Here is a 17463-nt window from a genome sequence, read left to right on the forward strand (position 1 = left end):
GTTCACTGCGGTTTCTGTTTCCCGCGATATAATGACCAGATGAAACTCAAATTCACCAAAATGCATGGCGCCGGCAATGATTTCGTCGTCATCGACGGCATACATCAGCAGGTGCAGCTGACTCCTGCGCAATGGCAGCGCATTGCCGACCGCCGCTTCGGCATCGGTGCCGACCAGATTCTGGTGGTCGAGCCATCCGAGACTGCCGGCGTTGATTTCCGCTACCGCATCTACAACGCTGATGGCGGCGAAGTCGAGCAATGCGGCAACGGCTCGCGCGCTTTTGTCCGCTTTGTGACGGAAAAAAAACTGACCGACAAAACCGCCATCCGGGTCGAGACAATGTCCGGCATCATTGAACCGCGCATGGAAACCGATGGCAGCATCACGGTGGACATGGGCGCACCGGTGCTGGAACCTGCCCGCGTGCCGTTTGATGCCAACGGTCTGCAAGCCGTCACTGAGGGCCGCGACCAGTTGTGGCCGCTGGATATCCACGGCAGGCAAAGCCTGTTTTCCGTTGTCTCAATGGGTAATCCCCACGCCGTTCAGGTGGTGCCGGATGCAGAAGCCTTTCCGGTGCTGGCAGACGGCCCGGTGATTGAGCATCATCCGCGTTTTCCGAAACGGGTGAATGCCGGTTTCATGCAAATTATCAATCGCGGACACATCCGTTTGCGCGTATTTGAACGCGGTGCCGGTGAAACGCTGGCCTGCGGCACCGGCGCCTGTGCTGCCGTCGTGGCAGGCATCCGGCGCGGCCTGCTCGACAGCCCGGTGCAAGTCAGTACCCACGGCGGTAAATTATCTATCGCGTGGCAGGGCGAAGGACAATCCGTGATGCTGACCGGCCCGGCCGTCACCGTCTTCGAAGGCGAAATTAACCTCTGATCAAAGTAATGAATTCCACAGACATCGCAACTTATCTGGTTCAGCATCCGCATTTTTTTGAAGAGCATGCCGAATTACTGAGCTCCATCAAACTGACCAGTCCGGTGATGGGCCGCGCCATCTCGCTGCAGGAAAGACAAATGGAAGTGGTGCGGGAAAAATACCGTGCACTGGAACTGCGGCTGGCCGAACTGATGCGCATTGCCGAAGATAATCACATCATCACAGGCCGCTTCCAGAGCTGGACCCGTTCCCTGCTGCTGGCGCGCAATGATGTCGATCTGCCGCATATCCTGACGCAGGGTTTGCAGGATATTTTCGATCTGCCGCACGCCACGCTGCGGCTGTGGAATGTCGCTGCCGATTTTTCGCATACCTGGTTTTCCGGCTCGGTCAGCGAAGATGCCATGCTGTTTGCCAAAGGACTCAGCGCGCCGTTTTGCGGCCCGAATCAGGACTTTGAAGCTGCAGGCTGGATCGAAGCTGCCGAACCGCTGCAATCCATCGCCATGCTGCCGTTGCGGCAGGCGCCGGGTGCCATGACCTTCGGCCTGCTGGTGCTGGGCTCTCCCGATCCGGCGCGCTACACCAAGGACATGGCAACCGACTTCCTGGTGCAGATTGCCGATACCAGCAGCGCAGCCCTGAGCTGCCTGATCGATCAGTAAGCGCCCCGCCATGGCGCAGTCCGACACCACTTCTGCGCCCGCCACGCCGCCAGCCGCATCGGCAGGCACATTGACTAACGACCCCGCTGCGCCGGAAGCGTATCTGGCGCATCTGCGCCACGAGCGCCGCCTGTCGGAACACACGCTCAGCGGTTATGCGCAGGACCTGAAGGAATTACAGCAGTTTGCTGCCGCGCAGTCCGGTTTGCCGCCACTGGCACAATTGACTTTCCAGCATATCCGCCGCCTGACTTCGCAGCTGCACGGGCAGGGACTCAACCCGCGCAGCATTGCCCGTAAATTGTCGAGCTGGCGCGGTTTTTATCGCTGGCTGGCAGAAATGCACGGGCTGGAGAATAATCCGGTGGAAGGCATCCGCGCACCGAAAAAATCAAAACCGCTGCCGAAAGCACTCAGCACCGATGATGCCGTCCAGCTGGTGGCCCAAAGCAGTGGTAATGCCTCTGCCGAACCGGCATTACGGGCTGACCGCGCGATGTTTGAGCTGCTGTATTCCAGTGGCTTGCGGGTCTCTGAACTGGTCGGACTGGATCTGCTGCCGGTCAGGGAAGGCGGCTATGAATCCAGCGGCTGGGTCGATCTGGAACAGAATGAAGTCCACGTCACCGGCAAAGGCAACAAGCAGCGGATTGTGCCGGTCGGGCGTCATGCAATGGCAGCGTTGCGCGACTGGCTGGCGGTGCGCGGTAGTCTGGTGAAAGCCGATCCGCATCCCTTGTTCCTGAGCGCGCGCGGCAGCCGTATTTCTGCCCGGCTGGTACAACTGCGGCTAAAGGCGCATGCCCTGAGCCTGGATATCCCGGCCAATGTGCATCCTCACATGCTGCGCCATTCCTTTGCATCACATGTGCTGCAGTCTTCCGGCGACCTGCGGGCGGTGCAGGAAATGCTGGGGCACAGCTCGGTATCCGCTACCCAGGTCTACACCGCGCTCGACTTCCAGCATCTGGCCAAAGTCTATGACCAGACCCATCCCCGCGCCAAAAAATAGCATACTCCCCTGCTTTTTTTCATTTACCTTCTGATTCCCCTCGAAAACAAAAGGTTTCAAAATATACTCCCCCTCAGTATATTTTGAGCGCTGGCTAAAGCATATTGCGCCTGATGCCGCCCGGTCAGTCATGTCACACCCTTGCGCATCTGTTGATATCCGGTTTTCGGCATCTCAGAATTTTTTACTCCACTGAGGGACGTCACTTCGTCGTCATAAACCGTTGTTACATTACGATACTTTCAACAAGTTGGATGGATGACAATGAAACGTACTTCCCTCTGCGTCGCTGTGCTCGGCGCCGCCCTCTCCCTGACTGTTGCCGGGTGCAGCAATATCAGCAATCCAAGCGTGATTGCCGATGCTCCGCAAAACGTCATTTTTTTCCTAGGTGACGGCATGGGCATGACCACCATGACCGCAGCCCGCATCTACGCCGTCGGCGAAGATGGCGACCTGACCATGGATACGCTGCCGGAAACTGCCTTCGTCAAAACCTTTTCCAACGATGCGCAGGTCACCGACAGCGCTCCTTCCATGTCGGCCTACATGACCGGCGTCAAAATGAATAATGAAGTCATTTCCATGACTTCCGACACCCAGGCGATTGATCCGGGCACAGACGCCAACGGCAACAAGCTGGTGAATAACTGCGGCAGCAAAAACGGCAGCAGCACACCGACTTTGCTGGAGCTGGCCAAAGTTAAAGGCCTCGCGACCGGCGTGGTCACCACCACCCGCGTCACCCATGCGACGCCGGCAGCCACGTATTCCCACATCTGCCACCGCGATCTGGAAAACGACATCGCCGCTGCAGCCGTTCCCGGCGGTAACGGCTACAACAGCGCGCTCGGCAGCACCGGTCTGGATGTCCTGATGGGCGGCGGCCGGCAGTTTTTCACACCATTCCAGAATGGCGGCAAGCGCTCTGATGGCCGCGACCTGATCGCTGAAATGAAAGCAAAGAACTACGCTTACGCCAGCAACGCGACCGAATTCAACGCGATCGACGGCACCAAGACCGACCGCCTGCTCGGCTTGTTCACCTCCAGCCACATGAGCTACGACCTTGACCGCGACCCGGCCAAAGAACCGAGCCTGGCCGACATGACGACCAAGGCAATGGATGTGCTGTCCAAAAATTCCAAAGGCTATTTCCTGATGGTCGAAGGCGGCCGCATCGATCACGCGCTGCATGAAACCACCGCGAAAAAAGCGCTGCAGGATACACTCGCATTCGACAATGCCATCAAGGCAGCCATTGCCAAGGCGCGTATCAGCGACCCGGACCTGAAAAACACCCTGATCGTCGTCACTGCCGACCACGACCATACGCTGGTACTGAACGGCTATGCCAAGCGCACCGGTAAAACAGCAGCAGGCAACCCTGGTGTGCTCGGCGTCGTCAAAAACTATGTCACCGGCGCAGTGGAAAAAGACCTGGACGGCGCACCGTATTCGATTATCGGCTTCGGTACCGGTGAAAACCGCACACAGGGCAACCGCAGCAGCATGGCCAGCCTCGACGAAAACACCACCAGCGCCAACACCTATCACCAGGAAGCTGTGGTGCGGGTGGCTGCGGGCAGCGAAACCCACGGCGGCACCGACGTGTTCCTCGGCGCGATCGGCAAAGGTTCGGAAACCTTCCTCGGCACGATCGATAACACCAAAGTATTCGGTCTGGTCAAAACAGCTGCCGGCCTGTGATTGTTCAATCTTGCTGAAAACGGATAAATGATGATGAAACGTACACTGTTAGCTGCCGCAATGGCACTGTCTTTCGCCCAGGCTGCCAACGCAGCAGGCGAAGCCAAAAATATTATTTTCTTCCTGGGCGATGGCATGGGCCCTTCCACCATCACCGCTTCCCGTATCTACAAATACGGCGAAGACGGCAGCCTGAACATGGACAAGCTGGAACGCACGGCCCGCATCAAGACGTATTCCAACGATGCCCAGACCACCGACAGCGCGCCCTCCATGGCCGCCTACATGACCGGCGTGAAGATGAACAATGAAGTCATCTCCATGTCTTCCGACACCGTCGCGACCAATCCCAGCAAAGATGCCAACGGCAATCTCGGCATCAACAACTGCGCAACAGGCAACGGCAGCAGCGTGCCGACAATTCTCGAACTCGCCAAGGCCAAAGGCAAGGCAGTCGGCTCCATCACCACCACCGAGCTGACCCATGCCACGCCGGCAGCCACCTTCTCGCACATCTGCAACCGTAATGCGCAGTATGCGATTGCAGCGCAGATCGTGCCGGGCGGCGCGGGCTATAACAGTGCGCTAAACGATGGCGTCGATGTCCTGATGGGCGGCGGCCGCAATCACTTCCTGCCTTACGATGCCACCACCAGCATCGGTAAGCTGGGTCGCGCCGATGGCCGCAACCTGCTGACCGAAATGGCAGCCAAAGGCTATATCGTGGCAGCCACCAGATCAGACATGCTGGCAGCACCGCTGAATAAAAAATTCATCGGCCTGTACAGCAGCAAGAGTCATCTGGAATACGAACTGGACCGCACCGCCACGCCGCCTGCCGGCGAAGGCGCGACCCAGCCCAGCCTGGCCGAAATGACGACCAAGGCAATGGATATTCTGTCGCAAAACAGCAATGGCTATTTCCTGATGGTCGAGGGTGGCCGTATTGATCATGCACTGCACGGCACCAACGCCAAGCGCGCACTGACCGACACCATTGCCTTTGACGATGCCGTTAAAGCCGCGCTGGACAAAGCGAGAACGACAGACCCGACCCTGGCAAACACCCTGATCGTGGTTACCGCCGACCATGACCATACGCTGGCCTTCAACGGTTACGGCAAACGCGGCAACCCGATTCTGGATATCAACCGCAGCTACCGTGACGGCAAACCAAGTCTGGATGCCGACGGCAATACCTACACCACACTGGTATTCGGCAACGGCCCTAACCGTCCTAACCTGCGTGCCAATCTGGACAGCACCGCCGTGCTGGCCGATAACTACCAGCAGGAAACCGGCGTGCGTCTGAATAGTGAGACGCACGGCGGCGGTGACGTCAAACTGTTCGCCATCGGTGCCGGTGCCAAGATATTCAAAGGCACGCTCGACAATACCAAGGTATTCGGTCTGCTGAAGTCTGCCTTCGGTTTCTGAAGCACTGACCACTAAGCAACCCTGTCCGGATAAACCAGAGGGCATCCTCTGGTTTATCTTTTCCGTTTTTTAAGATCTGATTTTTTGGTCGCCTGACAACCTCTTTTCAATGAAAATTTTTTCTGCCCTGATTTTGCTGACTGCCATCGCCCAAACCGGCGCCGTGGCCGCACCGGCACAGAGCGCTGCTGCGGCCAGCGCGGCACCTGATCTCGATCTGCGCGTGCAGTACTACAGCAAAGTGCTGACCCCGGAAGGCGTCACGCGCGAAGCCAGCTATGAAGAAGCCCTGTCGCGCCGCCCGCGCCATGTCCTGATCGCCCGTGTGCTGCCCAAAAACGTCAGCGATATCCACGACGACGATGCCAAGGGCACACAGCACAAGCACTTCAATCACGTACTGATTCCTCGCCATATTTTTCTGGACAATCAGAAAACGCGGATTGAATTCATCGACACCATCCACAAAGAAGTCATCGCCATTCCTGCTTCGGAATACAACAACGTGAATTTCGACGGTTCCTGGGAAAATGCGTTTTACCTGCTGGACCCGCAACTGGTGAAAAGCATCCCGCTTTCTTCCCGCACATCTGCTGTTCCCGGCGCACGCTGGCGTGAGCGTGAAAACAATGCCAATTTCCAGCGCATTTTGTGGGATGAGCAAAAGCAGATTCCGCTGATCGTCGAAAGCGGTGACAAGGCCGGAACTTTTTTCCGGCGTATGGAAGTCCGCCTGCAAAATACACTGCGCAGCGACCTGCCGTGGCTGAATACCAAGGGCTATGCGCAGAAAGAATACGCCGACTTTTTAGACTGACGACAGCGTTCCCGATACGCAGAAACAAGCCCGTCATCACAGGCGGACAATCTGCGGCACGGAATGTCTCACGGAAATGGCTGGTGCGCGAAATACCCGCCAGCCTGCAAAAGTGTTTTTTTCAGAACCGGTAATGCACCGATTCGCTGATGACCAGCTTTCTCAGTATTTCTCAGTCCCCAGGTAAAACATAGTTTTGCAACTCAATTGCATTTTCAGGCATAATACCCATTCCAGCGACTTGCTTGTGAATGATTCATGCCTGCTGACTTACCTCTGTTATCTGCCGCCGACCTGCTGCGCGACGCCGGCGTGCGCCCGACCGGAGCTCGGCAAAAAGTGCTCGGCGTCCTGCTGCACAGCCAGCGCGCCCTGACGCATCTGGATGTGCAGGATGCTCTGCCGGACATGGACCGCGTCACACTGTACCGGGCGCTTGACTGCCTGACCGATGCCCGCCTGGCGCACAAGATTTCCGGTGATGACAGGGTATTTCGTTACAGCATCGGTCACGAACAGGTCAACGGTAACAAGCACGGCAGCAGCCAGCATCAGCACGGGCATTTCAAATGCACACGCTGCGCCAAAGTATTCTGCATGCAGGATACGCAGCAGCCGGCAGCGCTGCGCCGGCAATTGCAGATCAACCTGGAAAGCACGCTCGGCCAGGGTTTCCAGAGTCACGATATTGAGCTGACCATCAAGGGCTGGTGCCCGGATTGTTCCCATTAATTTTTCCCGGATCGTTATGGCATTGATACCTACCACCATCCTCACCGGCTTTCTCGGCGCAGGAAAAACCACGTTACTGAACCGCATACTGCAGGAAAATCACGGCTATCAGATTGCGGTGATTGAAAATGAATTCGGCCAGGAAAACATCGATAATGAAATCCTGGTGCAGGACAGTAACGAGCAGATCGTCGAAATGAATAACGGCTGCATCTGCTGTACTGTGCGCGGCGACCTGATCATCGCCCTGAGCCGGCTGATCCAGCAGAAAAATGAAGGAAAAATTCATTTTGACCGCGTCGTGATTGAAACCACCGGCCTGGCCAATCCCGGCCCGGTGGCCCAGACCTTTTTTGTGGATGAAGAAATCGGCATGCATTACATGCTGGATGCCGTCGTTACCGTGGTGGATGCGCGGCACGCCATGCAGCAGCTGGATGAACACGAAGAAGCGCAGCGTCAGGTCGGTTTCGCCGATAAAATCCTGTTGTCCAAAACCGATCTGGTGACGCCTGCCGAAGTAGCAGCATTGCGCACCCGCTTAAGCCGCATCAATCCCAGAGCGCCGGTGGCCATCGCCGATTTCGGCAAGATTGCCATTGCTGAAGTGCTGGATCTGAAAGGCTTTCACCTGAACGCCAAGCTGGAACTGGATCCGGATTTCCTGCAGGCGGAAGAACAGGAACAGGCCGCCCACGACCATGACGAACACTGCGGCGAACACTGTGATCATGCACATCACACCCACGATCACAAGCACGATCATCACCATCCGCACCATTCGGATGAGATTGCCGCGTTCACCTTCAAAAGCACACGTCCGTTCAACACCGGACAGCTGGATGAATTCCTTGGCGGGCTGGTGCAGGTATTCGGTCCGCGCATGTTGCGCTACAAAGGTGTGCTGTATATGGAAGGCGCTGACCGCAAGGTGATTTTTCAGGGTGTGCACCAGATTATGGGCACGGATATCGGCGTTGCGTGGGCAGAAAACGAAACCAGAGAAAGTAAAATGGTGTTTATTGGCAAAAATCTACCAAAAGACATATTTATTCAAGGTTTGGAGCATTGTTTGGTATAAACTATCGGGCTACTGATATCAGGCCTATCCGTCAGGCAACCCGCCACAGATCAGCCGGTATAAGTAAGGGGAGGATCATCATCTGCGCACCAAACCGTGACGGATATTTTCTACGTATTAACCCGTTGTATCGAAAGTAAGCGAAGTGGCAACTAAATCACCTAAATCGACTGCTACAGTCAGCGCCCCCGAAGCTCTGCTCACCGAGGAACAAATCCTTGCCATGAGTGAGAAGGACTATATGAACGCTGCCCAACTGGCCTTTTTCAAAGCCCGTTTGCAGCAGCTTGAAAAAGATTTGCTGAAGAATGCCGACGAAACAACCGAGCATCTCCGTGAAACCGTGCTGGTGCCCGATCCCGCAGACCGTGCGACGATTGAGGAAGAACATGCGCTCGAATTACGTACCCGTGATCGCGAACGGAAATTGCTGAAGAAAGTACAGCAAGCCATTATCAGTATTGATGAAGGCGACTATGGCTGGTGTGAAGAAACCGGGGAACCGATCGGCGTACCACGCCTCCTGGCCCGCCCGACAGCCACCCTGTCACTGGAAGCGCAGCAACGGCGTGAAATGAAACAGAAGCTGTACGGCGATTAATCCGGCTGTCATATCAACGCGTTATACTGAAAATGCGTGCTCATCATCTGCACGCTTTTTTCACGCCGGAAACTGCAACTTTGTTGCAATTGATGGAACTTTACCATGATCATTCCGGTCAGATCGCCTGGCACCATGTCAGTCTAACCTGACCGAAATCAAATTGACGTTGGCTTTTCACCACAGTTTTTACGTACATTGCAGTGAGTCCGGCAGCATCGAGGGCGCCATCCGGTTCGCGATATAAAAAAAGATTATTCCTGACATTACCGATTTCATGAGACTGTCCGCCCCGCTCCGCTCCAAACAGGCACGCCACTGGCTGCTTTGTTTGCTGCTGCCTGCGCTGTTGCTGGCGCAGTGGGTCGGCTTATCGCACAAACTGTCCCATTTCGGCTGGGCGGGCGGCAAAACCCGGATCAGCATCAGCGCTGAGAATCCGGTTTTTTCGTTCTGGCAATCCGGTCAGGCTGACAACGACGAAAGCGTACTGCACTCATGCGCACTGTTTGATGCCACTGTCAGCGCAGATTATCTGCAGGCAGTCATCCCTGCGCTGCCAGCCGTTTCCAAAGCACGGTTTGACGCCGTCTCCGAATCCTTCCTGGTCTGGCTGGCAAAACTGATTCCGGCCTTTGCTCCGCGCGCACCACCACTTTCCTGAACCACAATCACCGCCGGCACGGCTGGCGCTATCTGGTATCGATGACTGCGGCAACCGCCGGTCATCGTCATCTGTGTTTGTTATTTTTGTGTTTCGGGAATTCTTATGTCTTTTCAACGTACCGCGATGGCGATGGCCGTCCTCTCCGCGCTAGCCTGCGCCCATTCATCCGCCTTTGCACAGGCAATCAGCACCGTGACCGTCTCTTCCAATCCACTGGGAAATGATGAAGACATGCAGGTATTAACACCGGCAAAAATTCTGGCAGGCCCTGAGCTGCGCGCCAAAATCGGTACATCTCTGGGGGACACGCTGGGAGGCGAGCTGGGCGTCTCCGCTTCCGGCTTCGGAGCCGGCGCCTCCCGTCCGATTATCCGCGGCCTGGAAGGGCCGCGCGTCAAAATCCTGCAAAACGGCATGGGCGTGGCGGATATTTCCAGCCTATCCAATGACCATGCGGTCGCCAGCGAAAGTGCGACTGCGCAGCAAATCGAAATCCTGCGCGGACCGGCAGCACTGCTGTATGGCAGCGGCGCCATCGGCGGACTGGTGAATGTGATTGATAACCGGATTCCGACCGTACTGAATAAGCAGTGGGGTGGTGAAGCCGAACTGCGCAGCGGCAGCGTCAATCAGGAAAAAGGCGCTTCTTTTTCGATTGACGGCTCCAGCGGTAACATCGGCCTGCATGCCGACGGCAATGCCCGTGAAACCGCGGATTATCAAATCCCCGGCCATGCCAGTCTCATCGACAGCAGCTCTGCCACCGGCAGATTGCCATCCAGCTTTACCCGTGAACACAGCCTGAGCCTGGGCGCATCCCTCATCGAACAATGGGGCTATCTGGGTGCAGCAGTGCAAAATCTGAATGACCATTACGGCATTCCCACCGCAGAAAAATCGTATATCGACCTGGAGCAAAACCGGCTGGATCTGGAAGGTCTGCTGAAATCGCCGCTGACGGGATTTGACAGCCTGCAATTCAAACTCAGCGGCACGGATTATCAACACACCGAAAAAGCCGAAAATGGCGCGCCTGCGACTTATTTCAAAAATAAAATGCTGGAAAGCCGTCTGGTACTGAACCATCCTGCGTGGGCAGGCTGGCAGGGCAGCTGGGGATTGCAGACCGAGCAGGTGCGTTTTTCCGCCTTGTCCGCAGCCACTGGTCGCGCAGATACCGTGCCGCAAACCCGCTCCAGTTCAGTTGCCGCCTTTGTACTGGAACAGCGCCAGTTTGGCACCGTTCTCGGCAGCGCGGGCCTGCGGCTGGAAAATGTGCGCCGTACGCCGGACGCTGTCAGCAATCTGCCGGGCAGGAGTTTTAGCCTGTATTCGGCTTCCGCAGGCGGCCTGTGGGAATTTACCCCCGGCTACAGCGCCGGACTCAGCCTGTCGCTGGCGCAACGCGCCCCGGCAACGGAAGAACTGTATTCTGAAGGCCCGCATGAATCAACCGCAACCTTCGATATCGGTAATCCGAATATGAAAAAAGAGAGTTCGCATAATCTCGAATTCAGCCTGCAAAAAACACATGGCCTGCTGCGCTGGAAAATCAATGCCTTCCTGAATCAGATCAGCAACTATATCTACGGCCATACCGATGGCACCAAAGTCAATGCCGAAGGTATCGCGGCAGCAGACGGCGAGTTTACCCAGCGTTACTGGTCGCAGGCCTCGGCACAGATTCACGGCGGCGAGGCGGAGCTCAGTTATAACCATACGGGGGAAGGTTTTTCTGCCCGCGTCTTTGCCGATTTGTCACGCGGCACATTGACAGACATTGGTAATCTGCCGCTGCAACCGGCAGTCCGTACCGGTATCGATCTGGGCTATAAAATGAATGGCTGGCGCACCGGCCTGAATATCCTGCACGCCAGCCAGCAGGACCGGCTGGCCAGTTTTGAGAGCTTCGTCACACCGTCTTACACCAGGGTCGACGCCAGCCTCAGCTACTCGCATCCGTATGCGCGCAGCCAGATGACCTGGTTCCTGATGGCCAAAAACCTGCTGAATCAGGATATCCGGCTCTCCACATCGATCCTCAGAGAAACAGTTCCGCAACCTGGAAGAAACGTGATTGCCGGGGTCAGGGTCAGTTTTTAATGCAGCGAAGTTGTTACCAAATGTAATAACGAACTGGAAAGAAATATTTACAATTCGAAATGGGAGGTGCAACTCCTCCCATTTTCATTGATCTGACGCAAAATTTAGCATTTCTCCTGGCATTATCATTCAATTTGTTTTTATTTTAAGCAAAATCAGTATTACATTCTCCGGGCAGGCTCCCCATTCATCCTGAATTCAGAATATACTTAAAACCCGTAGGTGTTTGTTTGCGCATTAATGTAATTTCTTGGGAATAGCGTGGGGATTTTCTCTCTTTTCAACAAAAAAGGCGGCAAAAAAGAAGATCGTTCCACAGAGAAATCTTCTTCTAAGAAAACTCGTTCGCAATCTGGGAATACCGTCATCACTGGTTTCCAGAACAGCGAGATTTTCAGCAATTCGGTTATTGCCCAACGCCATGTCGCTCGCGCCACCGAACGCAAGATTGATGCGATCGAATTCGAAATGTCGCGCGACATCGTCAAGACCCGGCCACCGGCCCGACATAAACCCGATCTCGCAACAAACACGCAACAAGAAACATCATCTGAGCTGTCAGCAGACACTCAGCCGCTGACTGTGCATACAGATGCACCGGCCTTCGCCTCTACGATGCCGATGACCATGCCCGCAGATTACCTGCTGGGTCAGAATACAGAGATTCCCAGAGCCGCACTGGCATACAGCGAATCGGTGCCGGTACTGGAAGAGGCTGCGATCCTGTTTGCGAGCGGCCAGACAGAAGTCGCCGAACAAATGCTGGATGCGGCAGTTCATCATCAGCAACTGGGGCCAGCGACCGAAATTGGCTGGCAGATGTTATTCGATTTATACCGTATTACCAATAACCAGTATAAATTTGAAAGCCTGTCGCTGGATTACGCCAACAAATTTGAGACCTCGCCGCCGCTCTGGCCGGAAGACCAGAATGATGAGCAGCAGGAAAAAGTTGCTGGCAATGTCGCCACGCCCAGCATTATCTTTCCCAACAGGCTCGACAATGGCATCGTCAAGGTTTTGGCGAAAATGCGCGAAGCCAGCGCAAAAACCGATACCTTGCGGCTGGACTTTTCCCGCGTCAAGGAAGTTGATCCGGTCGGTTGCGGCCTGCTGCTGCGCTCCCTGAAAAACCTGAGGAAAACCCGGCACGACCTGATGCTGGTCGGTGCTCAGGATCTGGCAGAAAAAATCCGCGCCATCCTGCAAGTCGGCCGTCGCGATGAAACCGAGGCGCCCTGGCTACTGTTGCTGGAAATCCTGCAATTGCTGCATTTCCAAAATGCGTTTGAAGAAGCCAGCATTGATTACTGCATTACCTTTGAAGTATCGCCACCTTCGTTTGAAGCGCCAAAAATGAATGTGACCAGCGCATTCCCAGAATTGCTCAACGCAGACGATGACTTGCCTTCAGACCGGTTCATGATGCCGGCGGTAGTTGAATCCAGCGTTGATCCGCTGATCAAAGATATTGCGGAAAAAGCAGCACATCAATCAGTGCTGATCATCGACTGCAGCAAATTGAAACGGGTTGAGTTCAGTGCGTCAGCGGAATTACTGAGCGGCCTGGCTCCGATCGTCAGCAAACCGGGCAAATCCATCCGCTTTGAAGAAGTGAATTATCTGGTGATGATGCTGTTTAATGCGATGGGTCTGAAAAATATCGCCAGCATTTCCCTGCGCAAGCACTAGACTTCTCCCCGGACCTGCTTGTAAATCCGGGAACACGCCCCATTTTCTATGCCATCCGGATTCGACCTGAGTCCCTGTCTGCCGGTCAGCTTTTCACTTTGCAAAATCGAATCCATACTTCTTTATTTTTCAAAGCTTTGAATGCTAGTAAGCACTGACATAATTCTTCTGCGCCAGCCCGTCATCCGGACCATCGCGACGACAGCGCAGAACTCAGGACATCCTTCAATTTAATACGGGATACTCTATGGAACAATTTCACGGCACCACCATTCTGACCGTTCGCCGCGGCAACAGCGTCGCTTTGGGCGGAGATGGACAGGTCACGCTTGGCAATATTGTCATGAAAGGCACAGCCCGCAAAGTGCGCAAGCTGTATCACAACAAAGTGCTGGCCGGTTTTGCCGGCGGGACGGCAGATGCCTTCACGCTGATTGAACGCTTCGAATCCAAACTTGAAAAGCATCAGGGGCATCTGATGCGCGCATCGGTCGAGCTGGCCAAGGACTGGCGCACTGACCGCATGCTGCGCCGCCTCGAAGCCATGCTGCTGGTCGCTGACAAAGACAGCACGCTGGTCATCACCGGCAATGGCGATGTACTGGAACCGAATCAGGGTATCGGCGCGATCGGCTCGGGCGGGACTTATGCGCAATCCGCTGCGATTGCCCTGTTTGAGAATACCGATTTATCCCCGGTGGAGATTGTGAAAAAGTCGCTGACCATCGCCGGTGAACTGTGCATTTACACCAATCTGTCCCACACAATAGAAACACTGGAATAAAGGTAATTCGTCGCCGCATTCAACAAGATGGCGATGAACCAAAGCAGAAAGAATATGATGAATATGACCCCGCAGGAAATCGTTTCCGAACTGGATAAACATGTTGTCGGCCAGGGCAAAGCCAAGCGTGCCGTCGCTATTGCCTTGCGTAACCGCTGGCGGCGCCAGCAGGTGCAGGAACCACTGCGCCATGAAATCACACCGAAAAATATTCTGATGATCGGCCCGACCGGCGTTGGTAAAACCGAAATTGCGCGCCGGCTGGCAAAGCTGGCGGATGCGCCGTTCATCAAAATCGAAGCCACCAAATTCACAGAAGTCGGCTATGTCGGCCGCGATGTCGATACAATTATCCGCGATCTGATTGACATCGGCATCAAACAAACCCGGGAAGCCGCCACCCTCAAAGTCCGCATCCGTGCGGAAGATGCGGCGGAAGACCGTATCCTCGACATCCTGCTGCCGCCGGCGCGTGATTTCGGCATTCATCCGGAAGGGGAAACCCAGCCTGCGGCCGACAATACCACCCGCCAGACGTTCCGCAAACGTCTGCGCGAAGGTGCACTGGATGACAAGGAAATTGATATCGAAGTCGCCGAAGCGTTGCCGCAGATGGAAATCATGGCGCCGCCGGGCATGGAAGAAATGACCGAACAGATCAAATCCATGTTCAGCGGCATGGGCAGCGGACGCAAAAAATCGCGCAAAATGAAAATCCGCGAAGCCTTCAAACTGCTGATCGAGGAAGAGGCCGCCAAGCTGGTGAATGAGGAAGATCTGAAGCAGGAAGCGATCCGCAATGTCGAACAGAACGGGATTGTGTTTCTGGATGAAATCGACAAGATTGCCTCACGTTCCGAAGTCGGCGGCGGCGAAGTATCGCGCGCCGGCGTGCAACGCGACCTGCTGCCGCTGGTGGAAGGCACGACCGTGAACACCAAATACGGCATGATCAAAACCGATCACATCCTGTTCATTGCTTCCGGCGCTTTCCATCTGGCGAAACCGTCGGACCTGATTCCGGAACTGCAAGGCCGCTTTCCGATCCGCGTGGAACTGGAATCGCTGTCTATTGCAGACTTTGAGCGTATTCTGACCAGCACCGATGCCTGCCTGACACGTCAATACCAGGCCTTGCTGGCAACCGAAGGAGTCGCCGTCGATTTTACGCCGGAAGGCATAGAGAAACTGGCCGGCATTGCGTTTTCGGTCAATGAAACCACCGAAAATATCGGTGCCCGCAGGCTGTACACGGTGATGGAAAAATTGCTGGAGGAAATCTCCTTCGATGCGCATCAGAACAGCGGTCATACCGTCACCATAGATGCCGCCTATGTCGATGCCCGGCTCGGCGCCTTGTCGGTGAACGAAGATTTGTCGCGTTATGTGCTGTAAAGCCGCATAAGGATTTTCCCGGAACCGCACAAGCATCATGGCAAACAAGGCATTGGCAACCCGGCAGCGCATGCAGTTCCGTACCGAACCATCGCAGATGCCGGCACACCGGAATCAGGGCAGTAAACGGGCCACCGTCCCGCCCTTTTTCCGTTCCGCAACTGCCCGCACTGCGACCGCATCTGTACGAACGGAGCCACCGGTTGCTGAAGCAGAAAGCGGGCAATCCGTTCCGTCCGCCACATCCTCACTTCGGAGTAAAAAGCATCATGTTTGATACAGCCAGCGCCAGCGCGCATCCTGATTACGCTCTGCTGGGTAAGCAGCTCAGCAGCATTCTGGGCAATGAGCGGGGACTGATCGTCAATACGGCACAGTTTTCTGCCCTGATTTATCACAGCCTCAGCCATCTGAACTGGGCGGGATTTTATCTGACCGTGCCAGGCAGCCAGTCTGGCAGCAATCCGGTGCAAGAGTTATTGCTGGGCCCGTTTCAGGGTAAAGTCGCCTGCACCCGCATCCCTTTCGGGCGCGGCGTCTGCGGTACGGCGGCGGCAGAAAAACGGACTGTGGTGGTAGCGGATGTCCATGCTTTTCCGGGGCATATTGCCTGCGACAGCGCTTCTAATTCGGAAATCGTGATTCCGCTGCTGAAAGACGGCGCGGTACTCGGCGTATTCGATATTGACAGCCCAGAGCTCAATCGTTTCAGTGCAGAAGACCAGCAAGGTCTGGAGTCGTTGTTGCAGATTCTGATGGCTGCCACCGATTTCTGAAACCGGCTTTCTGCTGCCGGAAACAGCATTCTGTTTTTGATGGCAGTATCCGGCGCATATATCGGATACTGCCGGCGACCTGCTAATGGTTTTTAGTGATTTTCCTGTTTGGAATCGCGTGCCAGCAGGCGCGCAATCATGTCCCGCGCCGGCACGCCGTCAAACAGAACGCCAGCCACGGCATTGGTGATCGGCATGTCCACGCCCAGTCTGGCGGCCAGCGTCCGTACGGCCTGCGCGCAGCGCACACCTTCTGCGACATGACCGAGTTCGCTGACGATGGTATCCAGATTTTTCCCCTGCGCCAGCGCCAGTCCGACCTTGCGGTTGCGGGATAAATCTCCGGTACAGGTCAGGATCAGGTCACCCACACCGGTCAGTCCCATCAGGGTTTCCACCCGCGCACCCAGCGCCACACCGAGCCGGCTGATCTCCGCCAGGCCGCGGGTCATCAGTGCCGCACGGGCATTCAACCCCAGACCCAGACCATCGGCCACGCCGGTCGCAATCGCCAGAATGTTTTTGACTGCGCCGCCCACTTCCACGCCGACCACATCATCACTGGAATACACCCGGATCGCATTGCCATGCAGCGCCTGCACCACACGCTGGCAGAGTTCCGGCGATGCCGAAGCCACCGTCAGCGCACAAGGCAGTCCCTGCGCCACTTCCAGCGCAAAAGACGGGCCGGACAAAGCGCCGATCGCCGCATCCTGCCCCAGAATGTCGCGTGCGACCTGATGCGGCAACAGCTGCGTGCCTTCTTCAAATCCTTTGCACAGCCAGATCACCCGGCGCGGCTGATACGGCAGGCAAGCCTGCAAAGTCGGACGTAAACCCGAAACCGACGTTGCAATGATTAGCAGGCTGTCGTCCGCCGCCACATGCTGCATGGCTTCAGAAAAATCGGAAGTCAGCTGTAGGTTTGCCGGTAATGGAATACCCGGCAGGTAGGCGGTATTTTGCCGCTGCAGCTGCATGCCGGCGATCGCGGCCTGATTCCGGCCCCACATCAGGACATGGTTTTTCGCGGCCAGCGCGATCGCCACTGCGGTTCCCCAGGCACCTGCGCCCAATATGCTGACATTCATGCTGAT

General features: G+C 55.8%; 16 protein-coding genes. 15 read left to right on the forward strand and 1 reads right to left on the reverse strand.

Features of this window, described 5'->3' with window-relative positions; all coding sequences use genetic code 11:
* Positions 1-39: 39 nt before the first annotated feature.
* The 15 genes from dapF (at position 40) to H8K27_RS11445 (ending at position 16366) form a co-directional block, all read left to right on the forward strand.
* Positions 40-891 (forward strand): diaminopimelate epimerase, encoded by an 852-nt coding sequence (gene dapF, locus H8K27_RS11375; RefSeq protein WP_186863299.1) that lies wholly within the window; start codon positions 40-42, stop codon positions 889-891.
* A gap of 8 nt (positions 892-899) precedes the next feature.
* Entirely contained in the window at positions 900-1559 is a 660-nt protein-coding gene (locus tag H8K27_RS11380) for a DUF484 family protein (protein ID WP_408058443.1), read from the forward strand.
* 10 nt (positions 1560-1569) lie between these two features.
* Complete coding sequence (xerC, locus tag H8K27_RS11385; protein ID WP_186863300.1) at positions 1570-2571, forward strand: tyrosine recombinase XerC; 1002 nt, start codon at positions 1570-1572, stop codon at positions 2569-2571.
* Positions 2572-2835: 264 nt separating this feature from the next.
* Positions 2836-4281 (forward strand): alkaline phosphatase, encoded by a 1446-nt coding sequence (locus H8K27_RS11390; RefSeq protein WP_230419206.1) that lies wholly within the window; start codon positions 2836-2838, stop codon positions 4279-4281.
* A gap of 33 nt (positions 4282-4314) precedes the next feature.
* Positions 4315-5718 (forward strand): alkaline phosphatase, encoded by a 1404-nt coding sequence (locus H8K27_RS11395; RefSeq protein ID WP_186863460.1) that lies wholly within the window; start codon positions 4315-4317, stop codon positions 5716-5718.
* A gap of 109 nt (positions 5719-5827) precedes the next feature.
* On the forward strand, positions 5828-6535 hold the full coding sequence (locus H8K27_RS11400; RefSeq protein WP_186863302.1) for a hypothetical protein: 708 nt from the start codon (positions 5828-5830) through the stop codon (positions 6533-6535).
* A 258-nt stretch (positions 6536-6793) separates the two neighbouring features.
* Complete coding sequence (locus H8K27_RS11405) at positions 6794-7267, forward strand: Fur family transcriptional regulator (RefSeq protein ID WP_186863303.1); 474 nt, start codon at positions 6794-6796, stop codon at positions 7265-7267.
* 16 nt (positions 7268-7283) lie between these two features.
* Positions 7284-8348 (forward strand): CobW family GTP-binding protein, encoded by a 1065-nt coding sequence (locus H8K27_RS11410; RefSeq protein WP_186863304.1) that lies wholly within the window; start codon positions 7284-7286, stop codon positions 8346-8348.
* 196 nt (positions 8349-8544) lie between these two features.
* Positions 8545-8949, forward strand: a complete 405-nt coding sequence (dksA, locus tag H8K27_RS11415) for an RNA polymerase-binding protein DksA (protein WP_176802073.1) — start codon at positions 8545-8547, stop codon at positions 8947-8949.
* A gap of 277 nt (positions 8950-9226) precedes the next feature.
* A complete protein-coding gene (locus tag H8K27_RS11420) occupies positions 9227-9613 on the forward strand; it encodes a hypothetical protein (RefSeq protein ID WP_186863305.1) in 387 nt (128 codons plus the stop codon).
* Positions 9614-9718: 105 nt separating this feature from the next.
* Entirely contained in the window at positions 9719-11719 is a 2001-nt protein-coding gene (locus H8K27_RS11425; protein WP_186863306.1) for a TonB-dependent receptor, read from the forward strand.
* A 261-nt stretch (positions 11720-11980) separates the two neighbouring features.
* Positions 11981-13411, forward strand: coding sequence for an STAS domain-containing protein (locus H8K27_RS11430; RefSeq protein ID WP_186863307.1), 1431 nt, complete (start codon positions 11981-11983; stop codon positions 13409-13411).
* Positions 13412-13658: 247 nt separating this feature from the next.
* On the forward strand, positions 13659-14195 hold the full coding sequence (gene hslV / locus H8K27_RS11435; RefSeq protein WP_186863308.1) for an ATP-dependent protease subunit HslV: 537 nt from the start codon (positions 13659-13661) through the stop codon (positions 14193-14195).
* Positions 14196-14252: 57 nt separating this feature from the next.
* Positions 14253-15590, forward strand: coding sequence for an ATP-dependent protease ATPase subunit HslU (hslU, locus tag H8K27_RS11440; RefSeq protein ID WP_186863461.1), 1338 nt, complete (start codon positions 14253-14255; stop codon positions 15588-15590).
* 269 nt (positions 15591-15859) lie between these two features.
* Entirely contained in the window at positions 15860-16366 is a 507-nt protein-coding gene (locus H8K27_RS11445) for a GAF domain-containing protein (protein ID WP_186863309.1), read from the forward strand.
* Between the two features lie 92 nt (positions 16367-16458).
* Here the strand turns inward: H8K27_RS11445 and H8K27_RS11450 are convergent, their stop codons facing one another.
* Positions 16459-17457: an NAD(P)H-dependent glycerol-3-phosphate dehydrogenase gene (locus tag H8K27_RS11450; RefSeq protein WP_186863310.1), complete on the reverse strand. Its 999-nt coding sequence runs from the start codon at positions 17455-17457 to the stop codon at positions 16459-16461.
* Between the last annotated feature and the right edge of the window lie 6 nt (positions 17458-17463).

The sequence above is a fragment of the Cognatundibacterium griseum genome (assembly GCF_014284195.1).
Classification (GTDB): Bacteria; Pseudomonadota; Gammaproteobacteria; order Burkholderiales; family Burkholderiaceae_D; genus Undibacterium; species Undibacterium griseum.

Coding starts and splice junctions, on each gene's coding strand:
- dapF (WP_186863299.1), top strand. CDS start 40: ATGAAACTCAAATTCACCAAAATGCATGGCGCCGGCAATGATTTCGTC.
- H8K27_RS11380 (WP_408058443.1), top strand. CDS start 900: ATGAATTCCACAGACATCGCAACTTATCTGGTTCAGCATCCGCATTTT.
- xerC (WP_186863300.1), top strand. CDS start 1,570: ATGGCGCAGTCCGACACCACTTCTGCGCCCGCCACGCCGCCAGCCGCA.
- H8K27_RS11390 (WP_230419206.1), top strand. CDS start 2,836: ATGAAACGTACTTCCCTCTGCGTCGCTGTGCTCGGCGCCGCCCTCTCC.
- H8K27_RS11395 (WP_186863460.1), top strand. CDS start 4,315: ATGAAACGTACACTGTTAGCTGCCGCAATGGCACTGTCTTTCGCCCAG.
- H8K27_RS11400 (WP_186863302.1), top strand. CDS start 5,828: ATGAAAATTTTTTCTGCCCTGATTTTGCTGACTGCCATCGCCCAAACC.
- H8K27_RS11405 (WP_186863303.1), top strand. CDS start 6,794: ATGCCTGCTGACTTACCTCTGTTATCTGCCGCCGACCTGCTGCGCGAC.
- H8K27_RS11410 (WP_186863304.1), top strand. CDS start 7,284: ATGGCATTGATACCTACCACCATCCTCACCGGCTTTCTCGGCGCAGGA.
- H8K27_RS11420 (WP_186863305.1), top strand. CDS start 9,227: ATGAGACTGTCCGCCCCGCTCCGCTCCAAACAGGCACGCCACTGGCTG.
- H8K27_RS11425 (WP_186863306.1), top strand. CDS start 9,719: ATGTCTTTTCAACGTACCGCGATGGCGATGGCCGTCCTCTCCGCGCTA.
- hslV (WP_186863308.1), top strand. CDS start 13,659: ATGGAACAATTTCACGGCACCACCATTCTGACCGTTCGCCGCGGCAAC.
- hslU (WP_186863461.1), top strand. CDS start 14,253: ATGAATATGACCCCGCAGGAAATCGTTTCCGAACTGGATAAACATGTT.
- H8K27_RS11445 (WP_186863309.1), top strand. CDS start 15,860: ATGTTTGATACAGCCAGCGCCAGCGCGCATCCTGATTACGCTCTGCTG.
- H8K27_RS11450 (WP_186863310.1), bottom strand. CDS start 17,457: ATGAATGTCAGCATATTGGGCGCAGGTGCCTGGGGAACCGCAGTGGCG.